The 21,102-nt window shown below is 30.0% G+C and carries 22 protein-coding genes; 10 read left to right on the forward strand and 12 right to left on the reverse strand.

Annotated features, from left to right (window positions below):
- Nucleotides 1-87: 87 nt before the first annotated feature.
- A complete protein-coding gene (locus FVF61_RS02880) occupies nt 88-2,541 on the forward strand; it encodes a TonB-dependent receptor domain-containing protein (protein WP_148453051.1) in 2,454 nt (817 codons plus the stop codon).
- 71 nt (nt 2,542-2,612) lie between these two features.
- Here FVF61_RS02880 and FVF61_RS14235 read toward each other — a convergent pair whose 3' ends face one another.
- Nucleotides 2,613-2,789, reverse strand: coding sequence for a hypothetical protein (locus tag FVF61_RS14235; protein WP_199757253.1), 177 nt, complete (start codon nt 2,787-2,789; stop codon nt 2,613-2,615).
- 246 nt (nt 2,790-3,035) lie between these two features.
- Here FVF61_RS14235 and fumC point away from each other — a divergent pair, with 246 nt between their 5' ends.
- The 3 genes from fumC to hutI all read left to right on the forward strand — a co-directional run bounded on the left by fumC (nt 3,036) and on the right by hutI (nt 7,221).
- Nucleotides 3,036-4,433, forward strand: a complete 1,398-nt coding sequence (fumC, locus tag FVF61_RS02885) for a class II fumarate hydratase (protein ID WP_148453053.1) — start codon at nt 3,036-3,038, stop codon at nt 4,431-4,433.
- A gap of 46 nt (nt 4,434-4,479) precedes the next feature.
- Complete coding sequence (locus tag FVF61_RS02890; RefSeq protein WP_148453055.1) at nt 4,480-5,889, forward strand: T9SS type A sorting domain-containing protein; 1,410 nt, start codon at nt 4,480-4,482, stop codon at nt 5,887-5,889.
- A 96-nt stretch (nt 5,890-5,985) separates the two neighbouring features.
- On the forward strand, nt 5,986-7,221 hold the full coding sequence (hutI, locus tag FVF61_RS02895; protein ID WP_148453057.1) for an imidazolonepropionase: 1,236 nt from the start codon (nt 5,986-5,988) through the stop codon (nt 7,219-7,221).
- Between the two features lie 98 nt (nt 7,222-7,319).
- Here hutI and FVF61_RS02900 read toward each other — a convergent pair whose 3' ends face one another.
- Nucleotides 7,320-8,204: a chromosome partitioning protein ParA gene (locus FVF61_RS02900; protein ID WP_148453059.1), complete on the reverse strand. Its 885-nt coding sequence runs from the start codon at nt 8,202-8,204 to the stop codon at nt 7,320-7,322.
- A 97-nt stretch (nt 8,205-8,301) separates the two neighbouring features.
- Here FVF61_RS02900 and FVF61_RS02905 point away from each other — a divergent pair, with 97 nt between their 5' ends.
- From FVF61_RS02905 to FVF61_RS02920, 4 genes are all read left to right on the forward strand, one after another.
- On the forward strand, nt 8,302-9,339 hold the full coding sequence (locus FVF61_RS02905) for a formimidoylglutamase (protein ID WP_148453061.1): 1,038 nt from the start codon (nt 8,302-8,304) through the stop codon (nt 9,337-9,339).
- Nucleotides 9,314-9,778, forward strand: coding sequence for a GNAT family N-acetyltransferase (locus tag FVF61_RS02910; protein WP_148453063.1), 465 nt, complete (start codon nt 9,314-9,316; stop codon nt 9,776-9,778). Before FVF61_RS02905 ends, FVF61_RS02910 begins: the two co-directional genes overlap by 26 nt.
- A 76-nt stretch (nt 9,779-9,854) precedes the next feature.
- A complete protein-coding gene (locus tag FVF61_RS02915; RefSeq protein ID WP_317131653.1) occupies nt 9,855-10,661 on the forward strand; it encodes an MBL fold metallo-hydrolase in 807 nt (268 codons plus the stop codon).
- An 82-nt stretch (nt 10,662-10,743) separates the two neighbouring features.
- On the forward strand, nt 10,744-10,986 hold the full coding sequence (locus tag FVF61_RS02920; protein WP_148453067.1) for a hypothetical protein: 243 nt from the start codon (nt 10,744-10,746) through the stop codon (nt 10,984-10,986).
- A gap of 66 nt (nt 10,987-11,052) precedes the next feature.
- On the opposite strand, the gene ettA is transcribed toward FVF61_RS02920, so the two are convergent.
- The 6 genes from ettA to FVF61_RS02950 form a co-directional block, all read right to left on the reverse strand.
- Nucleotides 11,053-12,744 carry an energy-dependent translational throttle protein EttA gene (ettA, locus tag FVF61_RS02925; RefSeq protein WP_148453069.1) on the reverse strand — a complete coding sequence of 564 codons (1,692 nt, stop codon included), beginning with the start codon at nt 12,742-12,744 and terminating at the stop codon, nt 11,053-11,055.
- Nucleotides 12,744-12,926 carry a CAL67264 family membrane protein gene (locus FVF61_RS02930; protein WP_148453070.1) on the reverse strand — a complete coding sequence of 61 codons (183 nt, stop codon included), beginning with the start codon at nt 12,924-12,926 and terminating at the stop codon, nt 12,744-12,746. Before FVF61_RS02930 ends, ettA begins: the two co-directional genes overlap by 1 nt.
- A gap of 102 nt (nt 12,927-13,028) precedes the next feature.
- Nucleotides 13,029-13,739: a pirin family protein gene (locus FVF61_RS02935; protein WP_317131654.1), complete on the reverse strand. Its 711-nt coding sequence runs from the start codon at nt 13,737-13,739 to the stop codon at nt 13,029-13,031.
- Nucleotides 13,740-13,754: 15 nt separating this feature from the next.
- Nucleotides 13,755-14,192: a MarR family winged helix-turn-helix transcriptional regulator gene (locus FVF61_RS02940; RefSeq protein ID WP_148453075.1), complete on the reverse strand. Its 438-nt coding sequence runs from the start codon at nt 14,190-14,192 to the stop codon at nt 13,755-13,757.
- A gap of 4 nt (nt 14,193-14,196) precedes the next feature.
- Complete coding sequence (locus FVF61_RS02945; RefSeq protein WP_148453077.1) at nt 14,197-14,478, reverse strand: GNAT family N-acetyltransferase; 282 nt, start codon at nt 14,476-14,478, stop codon at nt 14,197-14,199.
- 2 nt (nt 14,479-14,480) lie between these two features.
- On the reverse strand, nt 14,481-15,011 hold the full coding sequence (locus tag FVF61_RS02950) for an NADPH-dependent FMN reductase (RefSeq protein WP_148453079.1): 531 nt from the start codon (nt 15,009-15,011) through the stop codon (nt 14,481-14,483).
- Nucleotides 15,012-15,164: 153 nt separating this feature from the next.
- On the opposite strand from FVF61_RS02950, the gene FVF61_RS02955 reads away from it, so the two are divergent.
- Nucleotides 15,165-16,793, forward strand: coding sequence for an acyl-CoA carboxylase subunit beta (locus tag FVF61_RS02955; protein WP_148453081.1), 1,629 nt, complete (start codon nt 15,165-15,167; stop codon nt 16,791-16,793).
- A gap of 58 nt (nt 16,794-16,851) precedes the next feature.
- Complete coding sequence (locus FVF61_RS02960; RefSeq protein WP_148453083.1) at nt 16,852-17,274, forward strand: DoxX family protein; 423 nt, start codon at nt 16,852-16,854, stop codon at nt 17,272-17,274.
- Nucleotide 17,275: 1 nt separating this feature from the next.
- On the opposite strand, the gene FVF61_RS02965 is transcribed toward FVF61_RS02960, so the two are convergent.
- Genes FVF61_RS02965 through FVF61_RS02980 form a run of 4 tightly spaced genes read right to left on the reverse strand, consistent with a single transcriptional unit; the run spans nt 17,276 to nt 21,092 of the window.
- On the reverse strand, nt 17,276-18,349 hold the full coding sequence (locus FVF61_RS02965) for an AMP-binding protein (RefSeq protein ID WP_148453085.1): 1,074 nt from the start codon (nt 18,347-18,349) through the stop codon (nt 17,276-17,278).
- Nucleotides 18,350-18,355: 6 nt separating this feature from the next.
- Nucleotides 18,356-19,327, reverse strand: a complete 972-nt coding sequence (locus tag FVF61_RS02970) for a CPBP family intramembrane glutamic endopeptidase (RefSeq protein WP_148453087.1) — start codon at nt 19,325-19,327, stop codon at nt 18,356-18,358.
- 3 nt (nt 19,328-19,330) lie between these two features.
- Nucleotides 19,331-20,365 carry an o-succinylbenzoate synthase gene (locus tag FVF61_RS02975; RefSeq protein ID WP_148453090.1) on the reverse strand — a complete coding sequence of 345 codons (1,035 nt, stop codon included), beginning with the start codon at nt 20,363-20,365 and terminating at the stop codon, nt 19,331-19,333.
- A gap of 25 nt (nt 20,366-20,390) precedes the next feature.
- Nucleotides 20,391-21,092 (reverse strand): DUF2490 domain-containing protein, encoded by a 702-nt coding sequence (locus FVF61_RS02980; RefSeq protein WP_148453093.1) that lies wholly within the window; start codon nt 21,090-21,092, stop codon nt 20,391-20,393.
- Nucleotides 21,093-21,102 lie beyond the last annotated feature (10 nt).

The raw sequence follows: 21,102 nt of genomic DNA on the forward strand, positions 1-21,102 counted from the left end.
TTAAGCTTTTTTTATTTAACAAACTTTTAACCAAACACCACTAAACCAAATTCTATTTTTGCAGTCATACATTGCAAAAATACAATCATGAACAAAATTTTATTATCCTTTCTTTTTACAATTATTACTATTGTTACAATTCAAGCGCAAAAAGATGTCACTATTACTGGTAAAGTTATAGATAAAACTACTGGACAACCATTAGAATATGCAACTGTTGCTTTTTTCAGTAAAGTTGAAAATAGAATAGTAACAGGTGGAATTACAGACATGACTGGTAATTTTAGCATTCCAGTTCCAAGTGGTACTTATGATGTTTCTGTAGAGTTTATTTCATTTAAAAAACAAATCATTCCAGATCAAACTCTAACAGCTAGTAAAAATATTGGTAACTTTTATTTAGAAGCAGATACGCAAGCATTAGACGAAATTGAAATTATTGCTGAAAAAACGACTGTTGAAATCAAGCTTGATAAAAAAATATACAATGTTGGTAAAGACTTAACCGTTCGTGGTGGTACTGTTAGTGATGTTTTAGACAATGTTCCTTCAGTTTCTGTAGATGTTGAAGGTAATGTAGCATTAAGGGGAAATGAAAATGTTAGAATATTAATAAACGGTAAACCTTCAGGATTAGTAGGTATCAATTCTACTGATGCATTAAGACAATTACCTGCAGAATCAATTGAAAGAGTTGAAGTTATTACATCACCATCAGCAAGATATGATGCAGAAGGAACTGCTGGTATTATTAATATCATTCTTAGAAGAAGTAAATTGCAAGGTTTAAATGGTGCAGTAACTGGAAGTATTGGCTACCCCAAATCTGCTGGAATTTCTGGAAACATAAACTTTAGAACTGGAGATTTAAATATTTTTAATACTACAAGTTACAATTATAGAGAAGTGCCTGGAAATTCATCATCATTTACAAGATATTTTAATCAAGAATTTGATGATAATGGCAACTTGATAATAGATAACCCTGACACCTATTTAGATGAAACAAACGATTATGACAGACTTAGAAAAGGTATCAGTACAAATTTTGGTCTGGAATGGTATATTACAGATTCGGCTTCATTAACAGGCTCCATTTCCTATAGAAATGGAGATAATGAAAGTAATACAACCAACACTTTAATTCAGCTAGACGAAAACCAAGATTTTGTATCTCAAAATAATCGTTTTGACCCTGAAGAGGAATCCGATAAAGTAATCCAATATTCAGTAAATTTCACAAAAGATTTTAATACAAGTGGTGAAAAACTAACCATGGACTTTCAATATGAAGATAATACAGAAGATGAATATTCAAAAGTCTTACTTGAAGGAATAAATACTGAGAAAGTTGCTACTTTAGAAGACCAAAGTCGTATCTTATTACAAGCAGATTATGTGCTACCTATTGGAGAAAAAAGTCAATTTGAAGTAGGTTATCGAGGTAATTTTAATGATCAAGATACAGATTATACTATCGAGTTTCTAGATGAAAACACTGGTCAATTTGTTGTTAATGACTCATTATCTAATTTTTTAAATTATAGAGAATATGTAAATGCAGCATACACACAATTTGGCAGTAAAATTGGAAGTAAGTTTTCATATTTATTAGGTCTACGTTTAGAAAGTACTAGTATTACAGTAGATCAACCTACAAGTGGAGATTATAGTAAAAATGATTATACAGGATTATTTCCTACTGTAAATTTAAGTTATGAATTAAGTGAAAAAGAAAATATTACATTAGGATATAGTAGACGTATTCAAAGACCACGTTCTTATTTCATTAATCCTTTCCCATCAAGATCTAGTATAACTAGTATATTTAGAGGGAATCCAGAATTAGCTCCGAGTTATTCAGGAGTATTTGACCTTGGTTATTATAAAAAATTCGGTAAAGTATCTTTAAATACTTCAGCATATTACCAACATGCTACAGATGTATTTAGTTTTATAAGTTTTGATACAGGAATACCAGTTATAGTAAATGGTCAAGAATTTACTATTATAGAAAGAACACCTATAAACCTAGCAGAAGAAGATAGATATGGTTTTGAATTTACTGTTACATACAATCAATCTCGTAAATGGAATATAAATGCAAATTTTAATATTTTCAAACAATCTACAACTGGAACAGCACCTAATGGTCTTTCTCTAGATAATGATAACACAAGCTGGTTTGCAAGATTAAATAATAAATACACTTTACCAGGTCAAATAGAATGGCAAACAAGTTTAAATTATTTTGGCCCTTCAGAAGATGCTCAAAACAAAAGAGAAGGTATTTTTTCTGCAAATATGGCTTTTAGTAAAGATGTTTTCAATGAAAATGCTTCTATAGCACTAAACGTAAGTGATTTACTAAATAGTAGAAAACGTAAAACATATACAACTACTCCAACATTTACTGGTTCATCTGAATTTCAATGGAGAGAACGTAGCATTAACTTATCTTTTACTTATAGATTCAATCAACAAAAGAAACGTCAACAACGTAATGGTTATGGTGGAGACGATATGGATTTTGAAGGTTAATTCATAAAAACATAACTCATAAAAAAAGGAAGCCATAGGCTTCCTTTTTATTTATAACTATTTAAACGTGATTAGTTTGAAGCACGTTTTGCTTTTCTCTCTTCTTTAATTTCTTTCATACGCTCAATAAAAGCTCCACCAATCCAATAAGGAATAACAAAAGTCAATAAAAATATCATTAACCAAAAACCAATTGTTAATATGGTTAAAAATGCTAAAAATCCTAAATATTGGTCAAATTCGAACATAATGTAATTTTCTTAATTTTAAATCTATGGCAAATATAAGTGAAAAGGTTTTTTTAAACAATATTAAATTTAAGATTTATTAACAGAGCTATGTTTATACTTTTTAGAAACTAATTCTAGTTTCTTATTTAAGTTTTATAAAATCTTTAAAAATGTTAAAAAAAACATATAAACTTAAACGAGATTCTTCTTACAATAACTTATAAAACATTAAATTTGTAACAGTAAAATTACATTTAAATTCTCATGAAATACAGAATAGAAAAAGATACTATGGGCAAAGTTCAAGTGCCTGCAGATAAACTTTGGGGAGCACAAACAGAACGTTCAAGAAATAATTTCAAAATTGGAGCACCTGCTTCCATGCCCTTAGAAATTGTTTACGGTTTTGCTTATTTAAAAAAAGCAGCTGCATACACAAATAATGAACTAGGTGTCTTATCAACAGATAAACGTGATTTAATTGCTCAAGTTTGCGATGAAATATTAGATGGAAAACATGATGACCAGTTTCCATTAGTCATCTGGCAAACTGGCTCTGGTACTCAAAGTAACATGAATGTGAATGAAGTAATTGCCAATAGAGCTCATCAAATTGCAGGAAAAACTATAGGTGAAGGAGAAAAAACCATTCAACCAAATGACGATGTCAATAAATCGCAATCATCCAATGATACTTTTCCAACTGGAATGCATATTGCTGCTTACAAGAAAATTGTAGAAAACACGATGCATGGTGTTATTGAACTAAGAAATACACTTCATAATAAGTCAATAGAATTTAAAAATGTAGTTAAAATAGGTAGAACCCATTTAATGGATGCTACTCCTCTGACACTTGGTCAGGAATTTTCTGGTTATGTATCTCAATTAGATCATGGTTTAAAAGCTTTAGAGAACACCTTGCCTCATTTAGCTGAACTAGCTCTAGGTGGAACAGCTGTTGGAACAGGTTTAAATACTCCTGAAGGCTATGCAGAGTTAGTTGCAGAGTATATTGCTAAGTTTACAAACTTACCATTTGTTTCTGCAGATAATAAATTTGAAGCTTTAGCTGCTCATGATGCTTTAGTTGAAACTCATGGAGCATTGAAACAACTTGCAGTATCCTTAAATAAAATTGCTAACGATATAAGAATGATGGCTTCTGGACCTCGTTCAGGAATTGGTGAGATTATTATTCCTGCAAACGAACCTGGTAGTTCTATTATGCCTGGAAAAGTAAACCCAACACAATGCGAAGCCTTAACCATGGTTTGTGCACAAGTTATGGGTAACGATGTGGCTGTAACTGTTGGAGGAACACAAGGACATTATGAATTAAATGTTTTTAAACCTATGATGGCTGCTAATGTTCTGCAATCAGCTCAGTTATTAGGAGATGCATGTAGAAGTTTTAACGAACATTGTGCTGTAGGAATTGAACCCAACCACGAAGTTATTAAACAACTATTAAATAACTCTTTAATGTTAGTGACAGCTCTAAATACCAAAATAGGCTATTATAAAGCTGCTGAAATTGCCAATACAGCTCATAAAAACGGTACAACTTTAAAAGAAGAAGCTATTAATTTAGGTTATGTTACTGCTGAAGATTATGATGCATGGGTAAAACCTGAAGATATGATTGGCAATATTAAATAATTATATAATAAAATCTATATATTAGTTCTAATTTAAAAACACAATTATGAAAAAAACTTTACTTTCTTTTACTACACTCTTATCATTATCAGTTATTTCTTTTGCTCAAACCGATTGGTCTTCTATAAAGACAATAGATAGTGATCCAGGTGAAAACCCATATACAATTGCATCAGGAATGATTAATGCTGATGCTTATCCTGACTTAGTAGTTGGCACCTATTTTGGAGACAAAGTATTATTATATCTAAATAATGGAGATGGTACATTTGCTTCTGCAGTTGAAATTGCTACAATAAATGAACCTAATTATATTGCAATTGCTGATGTAGATGGTGTTAATGGAAACGATATTATAGTTACATCTTACACTGGTGGGAAAATTGTTTGGTATGCAAACAATGGTTCTGGGAGCTTTAGTTCAACTGAAAATGTTATTTCCTCTAGTGTTGCAGGTGCAGGATCGATTTATGCAGGATTAATAGATGGTGATAGTTTTATAGATATTGCAGTTTCTGCCTATTCAGGTAATAAAGTAGTTTGGTTTTCTAATAATGGCACTGGTACTTTTGGAAGTGAACAAACTATTAATGGAAGTATTACTGAACCTGGTGATTTTGACATGAAAGATTTTGATGGTGATGGCGATTTAGACGCTGTGCTTTCAACTTCTGAATGGGCTGCAGGTGTTGTTGATGTTTACTATAATGATTTAATTCCAGGTGGTACTGTATCTTTTACAGTTGATGCTAATAATGTTTCAGATACTGGTAATACTTATCTTTACGATGTTGATTTTGTAGATGTTGATAATGATGGAGCCTTAGATATATTAGTTTCTGATAGTTATGGAGATTTTGCATGGTATAAAAAAGAAATGGCTGGAACATACACTAAAACAGTTATTACTTCTACAATTCCAAATCCAGGAATCTCAGAAGTTGCAGATATGGACAATGATGGTTTAAATGATATCATATTATCTAATGGAGCAACAGCTGGAGATGATATTGTTTGGATGAAAAGTCTTGGCACGCCTCCTACAACATTAGATGTACAAACCACAATTGATGGTTCTGGAATACAAAAACAAGTTTACGCTATGACTATTGCAGACTTTGATAATGATGGAGATTTAGATATTGCTTCACTTTCTTACCAAGTTCCTAGCGATGGAGTTTATTGGTTTGAAAATTTATTGGAAACATTAGAAGTTCCTGAAAATGTATTATCTAATGAAGTAAATATTTATCCTAACCCAACTTCTAATTATATCAGTTTTAAAGGAATTACTTCTGAATCTATTAACGTAACTGTTTATGACATCTTAGGTAAGCAAATTATTAATCAAACTTTAAATGTAAACGATACATTAGATGTTTCTAAACTTCAAAATGGCATTTATATTTTAAAATTAGAAAATTCAGACGTGAGCTATCGATTTGTAAAAGAATAATTTTTTCTTTTACATATACTTATAAAACGCTAACATCTTTTGTTAGCGTTTTTTTATTCCCAAAAAAATAAGCAACTTTGAAAAAAATACAATATTTTGTCTATTCTAATAAAAAACATTAAAGAACTACTTCAGGTTAGAGAAACTCATATCCCAATTGTTAAAGGAAAAGAAATGAACATCTTGCCTACTATTAAAAATGCGTATCTTTTAATTGACCATGATACTATTGTAGAATATGGTTCTATGGAAGATATTCAAGGATTAGATGCCGATGAAATAATTGATGCCACTGGTAAAATAGTATTACCTACTTGGTGTGATTCGCATACACATATTGTTTATGCAGGAAACAGAGAACAAGAATTTGTTGATAGAATCAACGGATTGAGTTATGAAGATATTGCAAATCGTGGAGGTGGTATTTTAAATTCTGCAGAAAAACTTCAAAATACAAGTGAAGAAGACTTGTACCTTCAATCTTCTATTAGATTGAAAGATGTTATTAAGCTTGGTACTGGAGCCATTGAAATAAAGTCTGGTTATGGTTTAACAATAGAAGCCGAATTAAAAATGCTTCGTGTAATTAAAAAATTAAAAAGAGATTTTCCTATTAAAGTTAGAGCCACTTTATTAGCAGCTCATGCCATTCCTAAAGAATATAAAGGAAATAAATCTGCTTTTGTAGATTTAGTAATCGATAAAATGATTCCTGAAGTAGCTAATGAACAATTAGCTACTTATATAGATGTGTTTTGTGAAAAAGGCTATTTTGATTTAGAAGATACAGAACGCATATTAATTGCAGGAAAAAAGCATGGACTTGTTCCAAAAATTCATGTCAATCAATTTAATGCCTTTGGAGGTGTTCCTCTAGGTGTTGAATATCAAGCTCTTTCTGTAGACCATTTAGAAGAACTAAATTCTCAAGACATAGAAGCATTAAAAAATAGCAACACCATTCCTGTTGCTTTACCTTCATGTTCATATTTTTTAAGTATTCCTTATACTCCTGCAAGACAAATTATTGATTCAGGATTACCACTAGCATTAGCAACAGATTATAATCCAGGTTCTACACCAAGCGGAAATATGAATTTTGTTGTTAGTACTGCCTGTATTAAAATGAAAATGACTCCTGAAGAAGCCATTAATGCTGCCACAATTAATGGAGCCTATGCTATGGGAATTGGTAATATGTATGGTAGTATTACAAAAGGTAAAAAAGCAAATCTTATTATTACAAAAAAAGTTCCTAGTTATGCATATTTACCATATTCTTTTGGTGAAAACAACATAGATCAAGTAATTATAAATGGTTTAGTTTATTAAATAAACCTAAACATTTTATAAATAAAAAACCCGAAAGTAAAACTTTCGGGTTTTTGTTATTATTAGTTCTATGGATATTAACTAATTACAACAAATATTTATTGAAGAGTAAATTCAGTGGTTGAAACTAAATCTTTTTCATTAAATACATTTACTGTGTATCTTCCTTTTTCAAAACCATCACCATTTGGAGTAACAAACTCACAAATATTCAAGTTAGCATTTTCATAATTAAACTTACTTACCAAACTATAGTTTAGTGTTTGTTCTCCAAACTGAACTTGCTCATTTACTCCTAGAGTATTGTTTTTAGGATCTATAACTTGAACATATAATTCCTGTTCTCCTGCATTTACTAATTTATTTTTGGCAACGGTAAAGCAAACTCTAATTTTATCTGAACGTCCAGCTCTTTCAGTTGGAACTAATTTACCAGAAGATCTCTCAATAACACCAAATCCTTTTAAACCTACTGTATTTAATACTGCAGCATTTTCAACAACATCAGCTAGTGCAGTGTTTTGAACTAGTAATGAATCTGTAAACATAGTACGCTCTTCTAATCTAACTCTTGTACTATCTAAAGACGTAGCTAATAAAGAATTTTCAATTTTTAACTTATCGTTTTCAGTTAATAAAATATCCATTTCTTTTTGAAGAGATAAGTATTTTGATTTGTAACCCCAAAGACTTTTTACATTAGTTTCAGAAATTCTTAAAGAATCCATTAAACCTTGTATTCTCTCTCTAGCTTCAACTAAATTTTGATTTGCAATTTCATTATCTCCAATTACAATATCATATTGTTTAGCCATATTACTTAAATCATTCATAACTAATTGCTTCTCTTCAATTAATTGAGCTTCAGTTTCTTTTTTATTCTTTAAAAGATCGAAAGAATAAAATGCTGTTCCAATAAAAAGTACTAAGGCTATACCTAAAGCTACTTTTAATCCAATGTTATTACTTTTGTTATTTTCCATTGTTGTTTGTGTTTTTAGTTTAAAAATTATTTTTTTGTTTTTGTTTTAATTGTTTAAATAAAATGTAATTTTAACTACTTTAATATTCTTTTCAAATATGGAGGACAAACTTGTTATATTTAATCAAACTACTTTAAAAAAGCTACTTAACAAACGTCCAGCTGAATCCAAATTTGGTGAACATATTAAAATGATTACCAACATTTCCAATATATACGAACAACTTAAATCTTTGGATGTCGAGTATGTTATAATTGGCTTACCTGAGGATGTAGGAGTTTTCGCAAACTACGGAAAATCAGGAACTTCAACTGCTTGGGATGCAACAATTAAAATTTTGTTAAATATTCAAAGTAATCATTTTACTCATGCTAATAAAGTAATGATTTTAGGACATCTAAATTTTGAAACGGAATTAAAAAAACTATCAACTCTCTCTCAAAATAAAATAAAAGACGTTGCAAAAGCTAGGAAAATTGTCTCCAAAATTGATAAAGAAGTCTCTGACATTATTTATAAAATAGTTAGTTCTGGAAAAAAACCAATCATAATTGGTGGAGGACATAACAACGCTTATGGTAATATTAAAGGTGCATCTCTAGCATTAAACAAGAGAATTAACGTTATTAATTTTGATGCACATACAGACTTAAGAAAAGAAGAAGGCAGACATAGCGGTAATGGATTTAGTTATGCTTTTTCAGAAGGGTTTCTAAGAAATTACTTCATTTTTGGGCTACATGAAAATTATACCTCAGAGCTAATTTTTAAAATAATAGATAAAAACAAAAACATTGCATATAATACATATGAAGAAATAGCAATAAGAAAAGAATTGAAGTTTAAAAATGAAATGGAACATGGCTTGTTTCATGTGTCTAAAGATTCTTTTGGGATAGAAATTGATTGCGATGCTATTCAAAATATACCAAGTAGCGCTATAACTCCAAGTGGTTTTTCTGTAGATCAAACTAGAGAATTTATTAATTACTTTGGAAAACATAAAAATGCTACTTATCTACATATTTGTGAAGCAGCACCTACAGCTGAAACAGAAACTCAAGTTGGTAAGCTAATTACTTATTTTATAACAGATTTTATAAAAGCCAATGCAAGTAAAAATAGTTCCATTTAAATTAGAATTTGCGAAGGATTTCTACGAATTAAATATTGAATGGCTTCAAAATTATTTCTATGTGGAACCTTTTGATGAGGAAGTGTTAAGTAAACCTCAACATTATATAATTGATAAAGGAGGTTATATCTTCTTTGCATTGATAAATAATAAAATTGTAGGTACAGTTGCATTAATGCCAACTACAAACAAATTTGTTTTTGAATTAACAAAAATGGCAGTATCACCAAATTTAAGAGATTTAAAAATAGGACAGAAACTTATGCATCATTGTATTAATTTTTCAAAAAAACAAGAATTTGAAGGGCTTATGCTCTACTCCAATACAAAACTTGAAAACGCTATTTATATATACAAAAAATTTGGTTTTATAGAAATTCCTGTTGAATTACATAGTCCTTACAAACGCAGTAATATTAAAATGGTTTTACTGTTTTAAAAAACGAATGTTATTAAAATAGATTTAATTAATAACAAATTTATTCATAATTTTATTCCTTTAAAATATAATTCAAGTGAGAAAATCCATATTAATAATACTTCTTTTAACTATTTATTCTACAGGTTGTAAAACGGATAAGAAAGAAACAGACTCTTCAAATACGGATAAAAACATAATAGATTCTACAAAAATTGCTGTAAAAAACCATCTTTCAGAAATTAAAATTAAACCAATCAATCATGCAAGTTTTATCTTGGAATATGAAGATATAGTTGTGTATGTTGATCCAGTGGGTGGCGCCGAAATATATGAAAATGAAAAAGAGCCAAACGTGATATTAATTACAGATATACATGGAGACCATTTTGATTTAGAGACTTTTGAAGGAATTATGACAGATACTGCCCAACCTATTGTTCCTACAGATGTTGCCATAAAAATACCTGATCAATTTCATTATAATATGTTTGTTGTTAGAAATGGTGCAACTGTAGATTATACTAAAGCTGGTTTAGATGTGGTAGTGCATTCTATTCCTATGTATAATTTAAGAGAAGATGCTTTACAATATCATCCAAAAGGCCGAGGTAATGGTTATGTACTTGAATTAGGAGGTAAAAGAATTTATATTTCAGGTGATACTGAAGATATTCCAGAAATGAGGAATTTAAAAGATATAGACATAGCTTTTGTTTGTATGAATTTACCTTATACAATGACTGTTGAAAGTGCTGCAAGCGCAGTTCTAGATTTTAAACCAAAACAAGTTTATCCATATCATTATAGAGGCACAGAAGGTTTTAGCGATGTTAACAAATTTAAATCGTTAGTAAACCAAGACAATAAAGACATTGAAGTCATTCAATTAGATTGGTATTAAAACTCTTACTTCTATAAGTATTAGTTGTTTAGTAAAAAAAAAATATTATATTTGATTAGCTATTAACCAAATCGATACCTACATGATTCAGCTAATGTCACTTAATAAATGTCAGTATATTTTACTGATAGAACAAAAGAGTATTGTAACTGCCCTTTCTATTTCTGTTGTATTTTTCTTGATTCTATTAATTTTAGGGTTAAGAAAATCTTATAAACTCAGGCAAGAAAATGAAGAATTAAGTAAAGCTGGTTCTTTAGATGTTGATGAAGAAAAGAAAGCTTATAGAGACTTTACTGAAAGTCATATGTATGATAATAATTAAACTATATATAACAATAAAAAAGCCTGCAATTGCAGGCTTTTTTATTATAAATATACATTTCTAAAATTATCTTACTAATTTTCTATACTTAATACGCTTTGGCATTAAGTCTCCACCTAGTCTTTGTTTTTTATTCTCCTCATAATCACTAAAACCTCCTTCAAAAAAATACACTTCAGAATTGCCTTCAAAAGCTAAAATATGCGTACAAATTCTATCTAAAAACCATCTGTCGTGACTAATAACTACAGCACAACCTGCAAAATTTTCAAGACCTTCTTCTAAAGCTCTTAAAGTATTTACATCAAGATCATTCGTAGGTTCATCTAAAAGCAGAACGTTTCCTTCTTCTTTAAGAGTCATCGCTAAGTGTAATCTGTTTCTTTCTCCACCTGATAACAAACTTACTTTTTTGTTTTGTTCACTACCACTAAAATTAAAACGACTTAAATAAGCACGAGAATTAACTTGCTTTCCTCCCATCATAATCAATTCTTGCTCATCACTAAAATTTTGCCAAATAGTTTTTTCAGGATTTATATTGGAGTGTGCTTGGTCTACATAAGCTATTTTAGCCGTCTCACCTACTTTAAATTCACCTTTATCAGGAGTTTCCTCTCCCATAATCATTCTGAAAATAGTAGTCTTTCCTGCACCATTTGGGCCAATAACACCAACTATTCCTGCTTGAGGCAAATTAAAGTTCAAATTATCGTATAATAATTTATCGTCATAACCTTTACTAACTCCAATGGCTTCAATTACATTAGTTCCTAATCGTGGCCCATTTGGAATATATATTTCTAGTTTTTCGTCTAGTTGTTTTTGGTCCTGACTTAATAATTTATCGTAATTCTTTAAACGTGCTTTTTGTTTTGTTTGTCTTCCTTTTGCTCCTTGTCTTACCCAATCTAACTCTCTTTCTAATGTTTTTTGACGTTTAGAAGCTGCTTTTCCTTCTTGAGCCATACGTTTAGATTTCTGGTCTAACCAAGAAGAATAATTTCCTTTCCAAGGTATTCCTTCTCCTCTATCTAATTCTAAAATCCAACCTGCCACATTATCAAGAAAATACCTATCGTGAGTAACAGCAATAACAGTTCCTTTATATTGAGCTAAATGATGTTCTAACCAATGTACAGATTCTGCGTCTAAGTGGTTAGTAGGCTCATCTAATAATAATACGTCTGGTTCTTGTAATAATAATCTACATAATGCTACACGACGACGTTCTCCTCCTGAAAGCACACTTATTTTCTTATCACCATCTGGAGTACGCAAAGCGTCCATGGCAATTTCTAATTTGGTATCTAATTCCCAAGCATCAGAAGCATCTATTTGGTCTTGTAAGACTGCTTGTCTATTCATTAGCTTTTCCATTTTATCTGGATCACTATAAACTTCTTCTAGCCCAAACATATCGTTAATCTTATTGTATTCATCAAGAATTGCAACGGTTTCGGCTGCACCTTCTTTTACAATTTCCATAACGGTTTTGTTTTCGTCTAATTTTGGTTCTTGCTCTAAATAACCAACAGTGTAACCTGGTGAGAACACGACATCTCCTTGATAATTTTTATCTACTCCTGCAATAATTTTAAGCAAGGTAGATTTACCTGAACCATTTAATCCTAATATTCCAATTTTAGCTCCATAAAAAAAGCTCAAGTAAATATTTTTTAAAACTGGTGTATTGGCACTTTGATAGGTCTTAGTAAGACCAGACATAGAGAAAATTACTTTTTTATCGTCACTCATTACATTCTTCCTTTTAAAGCATTAAACACCCAAGCAATTGAAAAAAAGCCAATTCCCACAGCAGCAAAACCCCATCCAGCAACATCGTCATATCTAAATGCTCCTAATGCAATTAATGCTAATCCAACAAAAACCATAATCCATGTAGCCCAAGCTAAAACCGTATTTTTATTCATTGCCATAATATATATTTTGTTTTGATAGTTAGTAACTACAAATATCGTTATTTTAATAAAAAAAAGCATCCTTATTAGAATGCTTTTTTATAAGTAATAATGTTATATTTAAATCATTGGAACTTCTATTAAAAGTAATCCAGAATCGTCTTCGGCCAGTATGGAAAAATTTTCTATATCCGAAATACCAATAGCATCTCTAGTTGAAATTATTTCGTTATGAATTTTAATTTTACCAAAGATATTCATAATATAAACTCCATGATGTTTACTCTTTAATTTATACTCTAGTGTTTTATCTTTATCTAAATCTATTCTAGATATTATGGTATCCTGATGAATTTTCAAACTTCCTTTATGGTTTTCTTCTATTGATGTTACCAATGTTTGAATTTTGTTTTTTCTATCTTCAGAAGAATATGATTTTTGGTCATAACGTGGCTTCACGTTTTGTTTATTAGGAATTACCCAAATTTGAAACAAACTTAAATGCTCATCTGCAGAACCGTTTATTTCAGAATGTTGAATACCTGTTCCAGCACTCATAACTTGAACTTCACCAGGAAGTATTTGTTGCCAATCTTGATGCATATTATCTCTGTGTTTCAATACACCACTTAATGGAATGGTAATAATTTCCATATTTTGATGTGGATGTGTTCCAAAACCCATCTTTGGTGCAATAATGTCATCATTTAATACTCGTAAGGCTCCAAATTGAATTTTATCTTTATCAAAATAATTTGCAAAACTAAATGAATGATTGGCTTGCAACCAACCATGATTTGCAAATCCTCTATTTGCTGCTTTGTGTATCATTACTTTCATTCTATTTTATCTTATTTTATCTAATAAGTTACTAAGTTTTAAAGCCTCTTCTTCTGTTAAATTTTTTAATAAATCGTCGTTAAAATTTTTTGAAATTTCTTCAAGTAGTATCATACCTTTCTTAGTAATTTCAATATGTACAACACGTCTATCATCTGGACAAGATATTCTTTCTATTAACTCTTTTGCACATAATTTATCCATTAACCTAGTGGCATTTGGTGCTCTTTCTACCATTCGTTCTTTTATGGTTTGAACTTTAATTGCTTTTCCTGCTCCTTTCAATATTCTTAAAATATTATACTGTTGAGGCGAAATTCCAAAAGGTTTAAAAAAAGCATTTTGATGACTATTTATCCAATGACTTGTATAAATAATATTCAATAGAGCTTTTACTTTATTATTTGGAAATGTTGTGTTTAAATCTTTAGAAATATCTCCCATAATTTTAAGCTAATCTATCTAAATATTCTGGTTTCTTTTTAAATACTGCTTTTGCATAAGAACAAGTAGGAATAACCTTTAGGTTATTCTTTCTCATAAACTCCACAGAAGCTTCAATTAATTTAGATCCTATACCTTGTCCTTTTAATTTCTCACTTACTACTGTGTGATCAATAATAATTATTTTACTATCTGCATATGTATAAGTCATTTCAGCTTCTTGTTTTCCATTTATTTCAATAAAAAACTTACCTTTCTTTTGGTTATCTTCATGTTTAAATTCCATAACTATAATGCATTATTAAACTGTTCTACTTTACTTTTTAATTCAGAGTTTAATTCATTATTTACAATTTTTCCTTCTGAAAAATTCGCATCAAAGGATGGTAAAGAAAATAAATCGACAATGTTTGCATCATGCCTAGGAAATCTATCATTAGCAATAGCTAAAACAGAAGTACCACCTCTTGCTCCAGGTGATGTAGCCATTAAAAGCATAGGCTTACCTTGAAAAGTTTTACTTTCGATTCTTGACATCCAATCAAATAAATTTTTAAAAACAGCTGAATAAGCACCATTATTTTCTGCAAGTGATAATATAATACCATCTGAGGATTTAATAAAATCAAAGAATTTATAAGCATTTTCTGGAATACCTTTTTCCGATTCTAATTCTTTACTGTAAATAGGTAAATCAAAATCATTTAAATCTAACACAGTTACATTTACATGATTTACTAAATGTGCTGTGTATATTGCTAACTGTTTATTTATTGAGTTTTTACTATTACTACCTGCAAATGCTATTATTTGTTTCATTTTTTAAATTTAATTTATATACAAATGTACAATAAAATAATTTATATTCCAAGGAATATATTTCCATGTAAAATTATTTCATATAACAATAATGAGTTCCCCTCTTTCAGGTAACTAACAACTTTTGTATTTTAGCAGCAAACAACTTTTTAAATGGACATAAACTTCAACAAAAACGAAGATTACAATAAACTTCTAGTATCAGAATTAAAAAAGCGTTTCGCTCAAGTAAAACTAGGTGGTGGTAAAAAAAATATTGAAAAGCACCACTCTAAAGGTAAAATGACCGCCAGAGAACGAATAGATTATCTTTTAGATGCTAAAGCAGATAGCATAGAAATTGCTGCATTTGCAGGTGAAGACATGTATGAAGAACATGGAGGCTGTCCTTCAGGAGGAGTTGTTGTAAAGATTGGTTATATAAAAGGTAAGCAATGTATGGTTGTGGCAAATGATGCTACTGTTAAAGCTGGAGCTTGGTTTCCTATTACTGGGAAAAAGAATTTGCGTGCTCAAGAAATAGCCATTGAAAACAGGTTGCCTATTATTTACTTAGTGGATTCTGCTGGTGTTTATTTACCAATGCAAGACGAAATTTTTCCAGACAAAGAACATTTCGGACGTATTTTTAGAAACAATGCTATAATGAGTAGTTTAGGGATTACCCAAATAGCTGCTGTTATGGGAAGTTGTGTGGCTGGTGGAGCTTACTTACCTATTATGAGTGATGAAGCTATGATTGTAGATAAAACTGGAAGTATTTTTCTTGCTGGAAGTTATTTAGTAAAAGCTGCCATTGGCGAAACCATAGATAACGAAACCCTAGGTGGAGCTACAACGCATTGCGAAATTTCTGGGGTTACAGACTATAAGGCTAAAGATGATAAAGATGCATTAGATAGAATTAAAAATATTATCGATAAAATTGGCGATTATGATAAGGCTGGATTTAATAAAACTGATTCTAAAAAACCAAAGGAAAAGCAAGAAGATATTTATGGTATTTTACCAAAATCTCGTGCAGATCAATATGATATGTATGAAATAATTAAACGTTTGGTAGATAATTCTGAATATGATGAATACAAAGCTGGATATGGTAAAACAATTATAACTGCATATGCTAGAATAGGTGGTTGGGCTGTTGGAATTGTTGCCAATCAAAGAAAACTGGTAAAAACGAAACAAGGTGAGATGCAGTTTGGAGGTGTTATTTATAACGACAGTGCAGATAAAGCTACACGATTTATTGCGAATTGCAATCAGAAGAAAATTCCACTAGTGTTTTTGCAAGATGTTACTGGATTTATGGTTGGAAGCAAAAGCGAACATGGAGGAATTATTAAAGATGGAGCTAAAATGGTAAATGCTGTAAGCAATTCTGTAGTACCAAAATTTACAATTGTACTTGGCAATAGTTATGGAGCAGGAAATTATGCTATGTGTGGAAAAGCTTACGACCCTAGACTTATTGTTGCTTGGCCAAGTGCTGAATTAGCAGTAATGAGTGGAAATAGTGCAGCTAAAGTATTATTACAAATTGAAACAGCTTCGCTTAAAAAGAAAGGCGAAGTGATTACTAAAGAAAAAGAAGAAGAGCTATTCAATAGAATTAAAGATCGATACGACAGACAAGTCTCTCCTTATTATGCTGCTTCAAGAATATGGACAGATGCCATTATTGATCCATTAGATACAAGAAAATGGATAAGTATGGGAATTGAAGCTGCTAACCACGCTCCTATTGAAAAAAAGTTTAACTTAGGAGTTATTCAAGTATAAATTATTTTCATATTCTAAAATTTCGTATCTTAATAACTGAATATCAAACAATTCAGTCATGGGAACAATTAAAACTCTTAACAAATGGGCAAATGCACATTCTTATTACTCTTTAGATGTGTTAAGAATTGCCCTTGGTGTGTTTTTATTTATTAAAGGCATTCACTTTATGGGAAATAGCGAAATTTTAGTAGACCTATTAAAACCTATGCAAAATCTTGCAGGTGGAATGATTATGATTCATTATGTTGCTCCAGCTCATTTTATTGGAGGCATATTAATCGCGTTTGGATTATTAACACGTTGGGCTATTATAGCTCAATTACCTATTTTATTAGGCGCCATCATTATTAATTTTGTAGGTGAATTTAATATGTCTAATTTTTTATTAGCAACTATTACATTCTTAGTTTGTATATTTTTTATGTTTTACGGCTCTGGAAAACATTCTGCAGACTACTATTTTAAAATGCAGCAATAGTTTATTTAATAGTCTCTAACGTTTTTAACCGTTGAATTTTACCAGAAGTTGTTTCAATAAATTTTGGAACGATATATATCTTTTTTGGCGTTTCGTATTTGCTCAAATTATCAAAAACTGAAGTTAGAGATTCTTTTTCTTCACCTTCAATTATAAGTATTAACTTTTCACCTAAAGTTTCATCTTTTTCTGAAGCAATAAAAAATCGATTTGAAATTTTATTCTTTATTTTATCTTCGATTAATTCTGGAAAAAATTTAATTCCTCCTGAATTGATTACATTATCAATACGTCCTAACCATTCGAATTCTGTTTCAGAATGAATTTTAACTACATCGTTCGTAATTACTTTATCCTTTGAAAGTTTTGGTGCTTCTATAACCAAACAATCTCTTTCATCTTGTGAAATTTTTATGTCTGGAAGAGTTTGAAAATGATTAACTGAAGCTATTTCATTATGCTGAAAATTATTAAGCTTTTTTACAGCAATATGAGTTATCGTTTCGGTCATACCATAAGTAGCAAAGATTTTTGTTTTAAGAGGCTGTATTTGTTGCAATAAACATGATGAAATTGGTGCTCCTCCAATTATAAGTGTTTTTAAATGGCTTAATTTATTTAAATTAAACTGTAGCTGCAAAGGAACCATAGCGCAAAAATCATAATGCTTTTTTGTACTAAATTGTAAGTCTGTTTTTGGATCTATAACATCTATTTGAAGTCCTAAAATAATAGCACGAACAAGCATCATTTTTCCAGCAATAAATTGTGTTGGTAAGCAATGTAAAGCTCTATCTCCAGGTTTTAAACCAAAATAATTTCCAGTAGCAATGGCAGAATTAACCATAGCCTGCTTTTTTATTCTTATGGTTTTTGGTCTTCCTGTAGTACCTGAAGTTTTAGTTTTAATATAATCTTTAGAATCTAACCAATCTGCAAGAAAATCGCCAAGTGCTCTTTCAAAAGGTTTCCCTTCTTTAATAAAACTATAAGCAACTTCAATTAATTCTTGATGCGTATAATTAGAATTGTTTAATTTAAATTTGTTGTGAACTTTATTATATGTTGGAATCAAAATATGTTAATCTAAAATGTTATCATCTTCAACTAATACTTCTTCAATTATAGGTTCTTCAACAGAACCAAATAATTTGTCATTCCAATTAGTCCAATTATACTTTTTTGAAAAAATAAATAACATCAATGGAAACACAATGAAAACTGGCATAAATATTTCAGAAAAATTAGCTGAAGTAGGTTCAGACATATCTTTTAATACTGAATGTGTTTGAAAAGCTGTCCAATCTGCAGTTACCAATAAAGCCGTAAATAGATTATTTGCTGCATGAAACCCTAAAGCTAACTCTAGACCATCGTCCATTAAAGTAATTATTCCTAAAAATAATCCTGTTCCTATATAATATACCATAATTACATAACCCAACTTTTCAACTTCTGGGTTTGCAATATGCAGTAATCCAAATACAATTGATGTTGAAAATAATGGCAACCATTTATTTTTAGCCAAAACTCCTATCCCTTGCATTAAATAACCTCTAAACAGAAATTCTTCGAAACTGGTTTGAAGTGGAACTAAAATTATGGCAATAACACATAAAATTATAAAAGGTTGCAATTTGAAATTAACTACATAATCTTCTGGTGACATATAATAATCTAACAAAATAAAACCTGAACTTACAACTCCCCATAATATAAATGCAAACCAGATACGTTTCCAATCTATTTTAGGCCTTGCTGTAGTTAATAATCTAATACTTTGTTTATGAAGAAATTTAGCAACTAAAAATAAACCGACTAATCCAACTGCAAAAGAAAGCAACATGAGAAATAAATTTAAATTGGGCTCAAGAATGTTCATCATTTTCGATTCATCCATACCAATTATGCTTTCGCCATCACTCATGGCTTTTACAAAAATGGCTGCTGTAAATGGAATTTGACCAATTACTACAGCAATAATGATAATTAGTAACCCAATTAAATATCTCCACCAATCGTGAAGGACTTGAAACGTTTGTGCTATATACATTTATTAAAAATTAAAATTCCAGTTTGTATTTTTTCGATATTGCAATGTACCACTTTTTACTTGTAAAGGGCAATCAAAATTATTAGTAAATATACTCCCAGTTCCTAAGCCTTGAGGTAATTTGCTATTTAGCATATATGTCCATTGTGCAATAGCATTTAAGCCTACATTACTCTCCAAAGCGCTAGTAATCCACCAACCTATATTTTGGCTTTCTGCTAATTGTATCCATTCCTTGCTTCCTGTAAAACCACCTATTAAACTTGGCTTTAAAATAATATACTGTGGTTTTATTGATTGAAGTAATTCTCTTTTATTTTCTTTTGAAAAAACGCCAATTAATTCTTCATCTAGAGCTATTGGTAGTGGAGAATCTTCACATAATCTAGCCATTTCTTGAATTTGACCTTGTTTTATAGGTTGTTCTATTGAATGAATATGATATTCAGACAGCATTTTTAACTTTCCTAGAGCTTCAGAAGGTTGAAATGCGCCATTAGCATCTACTCTCAATTCAATATCTTTTTTTGAAAACTCTTTTCTTATAGATTTAAGTAGTTTTAATTCAGTTTGAAAATCTATAGCTCCTATTTTCATTTTAATACAGGAGAAACCAGTATCAATTTTCTCTTTAATTTGTTGTTTCATGAAACTTTCTGTTCCCATCCAGATTAATCCATTAATTGGAATTGAGTCTGTATTTTGAGTGAATTTAGAAGGAAATAATTCAAAAGAGTCTTTACTTTTTAAAGAAGTAAAAGCTGTTTCTAGTCCAAATTGTATGCTAGGAAATTTAAAAAGTTCATCTAACAAAACTTCTAGGCCTAAATGAATATTAAGACAAGCCCATTTTAAAATATCTTGATAATGTGGTACATCATCAACACTTAAACCTCTAAATAAGCCACATTCACCTATACCTATTTTTCCATGGTCTTCAAGTTTTATAAACCAAGTTTCTTTAGTTTTTAATATGCCTCTGGAAGTGCCACTTGGCTGTTTAAAATTTAAAATAAATTTCTGGTAAGTTGCAGTCATAGTTCAAATCAAAAATACATTTTATTTAAAACTTATGGTGCATACTAAATTGTAATTGTCCTTTACCTTGAGAATTTGTTACTTGATTCATCCAACCAAATTGAAATTTTATTTTAGAATTCAAAACATATCCTGCTCCTAAATATGTTCTGTTTCTATCAAAAAACTCAACGTTTCTTCCATCTCCAATATCTTTTTGACCATTTATAAAAATCTCATTATATAGTGCAGTATAAAATGTACCTTTTGTAAACTCTTTATTATTCACTGGAATATTTATAAACAAATTATACCTATATCTTGTTCTAAAATCTTGTTCATCTACAAATCTTTGCTCATATCGAAACCTATTTATTAAATAAACACGTCCACCAACTTTTAAAGGCAATAATGCTTCTTGATAAATTCGATTCTCAAATGTTGTTGCATCACTATCACCAAGTGCACCACTTAATATATAAGCGTAACCTAGAGTAAATAATATGTCTGCCTTTTTAGGTTTATAAGTTACTCCAGAACGCAAAAGCAATTGCTCCAAATCTCCAATAATATTCCAGTTTCTATATTGTACATCACCTTGAATACCAAATTGACTTTCACTAAATTGATGGTTATAAAAATACATATACCAAGCACCTGTTTGATTCTGGTCTTGGGCTTTAATTTCAAAATTACATATTAATATTACTAAGTTTATAAATAATAGTTTCCTATAAGATTCTTTCATGTTTTTTAAT

Origin of the sequence: Xanthomarina maritima (genome assembly GCF_008084905.1) — a bacterium.
Taxonomy (GTDB): Bacteria; Bacteroidota; Bacteroidia; order Flavobacteriales; family Flavobacteriaceae; genus Xanthomarina; species Xanthomarina maritima.

Excerpts from the sequence above, each read along its gene's own strand:
- fumC (WP_148453053.1), top strand. The coding sequence starts at position 3,036 with ATGAAATACAGAATAGAAAAAGATACTATGGGCAAAGTTCAAGTGCCT.
- FVF61_RS02955 (WP_148453081.1), top strand. The coding sequence starts at position 15,165 with ATGGACATAAACTTCAACAAAAACGAAGATTACAATAAACTTCTAGTA.
- FVF61_RS02880 (WP_148453051.1), top strand. The coding sequence starts at position 88 with ATGAACAAAATTTTATTATCCTTTCTTTTTACAATTATTACTATTGTT.
- FVF61_RS02940 (WP_148453075.1), bottom strand. The coding sequence starts at position 14,192 with ATGGGAGATATTTCTAAAGATTTAAACACAACATTTCCAAATAATAAA.
- FVF61_RS02920 (WP_148453067.1), top strand. The coding sequence starts at position 10,744 with ATGATTCAGCTAATGTCACTTAATAAATGTCAGTATATTTTACTGATA.
- FVF61_RS14235 (WP_199757253.1), bottom strand. The coding sequence starts at position 2,789 with ATGTTCGAATTTGACCAATATTTAGGATTTTTAGCATTTTTAACCATA.
- FVF61_RS02945 (WP_148453077.1), bottom strand. The coding sequence starts at position 14,478 with ATGGAATTTAAACATGAAGATAACCAAAAGAAAGGTAAGTTTTTTATT.
- FVF61_RS02905 (WP_148453061.1), top strand. The coding sequence starts at position 8,302 with ATGGAGGACAAACTTGTTATATTTAATCAAACTACTTTAAAAAAGCTA.
- FVF61_RS02935 (WP_317131654.1), bottom strand. The coding sequence starts at position 13,739 with ATGATACACAAAGCAGCAAATAGAGGATTTGCAAATCATGGTTGGTTG.
- FVF61_RS02910 (WP_148453063.1), top strand. The coding sequence starts at position 9,314 with ATGCAAGTAAAAATAGTTCCATTTAAATTAGAATTTGCGAAGGATTTC.
- FVF61_RS02980 (WP_148453093.1), bottom strand. The coding sequence starts at position 21,092 with ATGAAAGAATCTTATAGGAAACTATTATTTATAAACTTAGTAATATTA.
- FVF61_RS02970 (WP_148453087.1), bottom strand. The coding sequence starts at position 19,327 with ATGTATATAGCACAAACGTTTCAAGTCCTTCACGATTGGTGGAGATAT.
- FVF61_RS02975 (WP_148453090.1), bottom strand. The coding sequence starts at position 20,365 with ATGACTGCAACTTACCAGAAATTTATTTTAAATTTTAAACAGCCAAGT.
- FVF61_RS02890 (WP_148453055.1), top strand. The coding sequence starts at position 4,480 with ATGAAAAAAACTTTACTTTCTTTTACTACACTCTTATCATTATCAGTT.
- FVF61_RS02930 (WP_148453070.1), bottom strand. The coding sequence starts at position 12,926 with ATGGCAATGAATAAAAATACGGTTTTAGCTTGGGCTACATGGATTATG.
- FVF61_RS02950 (WP_148453079.1), bottom strand. The coding sequence starts at position 15,011 with ATGAAACAAATAATAGCATTTGCAGGTAGTAATAGTAAAAACTCAATA.
- FVF61_RS02900 (WP_148453059.1), bottom strand. The coding sequence starts at position 8,204 with ATGGAAAATAACAAAAGTAATAACATTGGATTAAAAGTAGCTTTAGGT.
- FVF61_RS02960 (WP_148453083.1), top strand. The coding sequence starts at position 16,852 with ATGGGAACAATTAAAACTCTTAACAAATGGGCAAATGCACATTCTTAT.
- ettA (WP_148453069.1), bottom strand. The coding sequence starts at position 12,744 with ATGAGTGACGATAAAAAAGTAATTTTCTCTATGTCTGGTCTTACTAAG.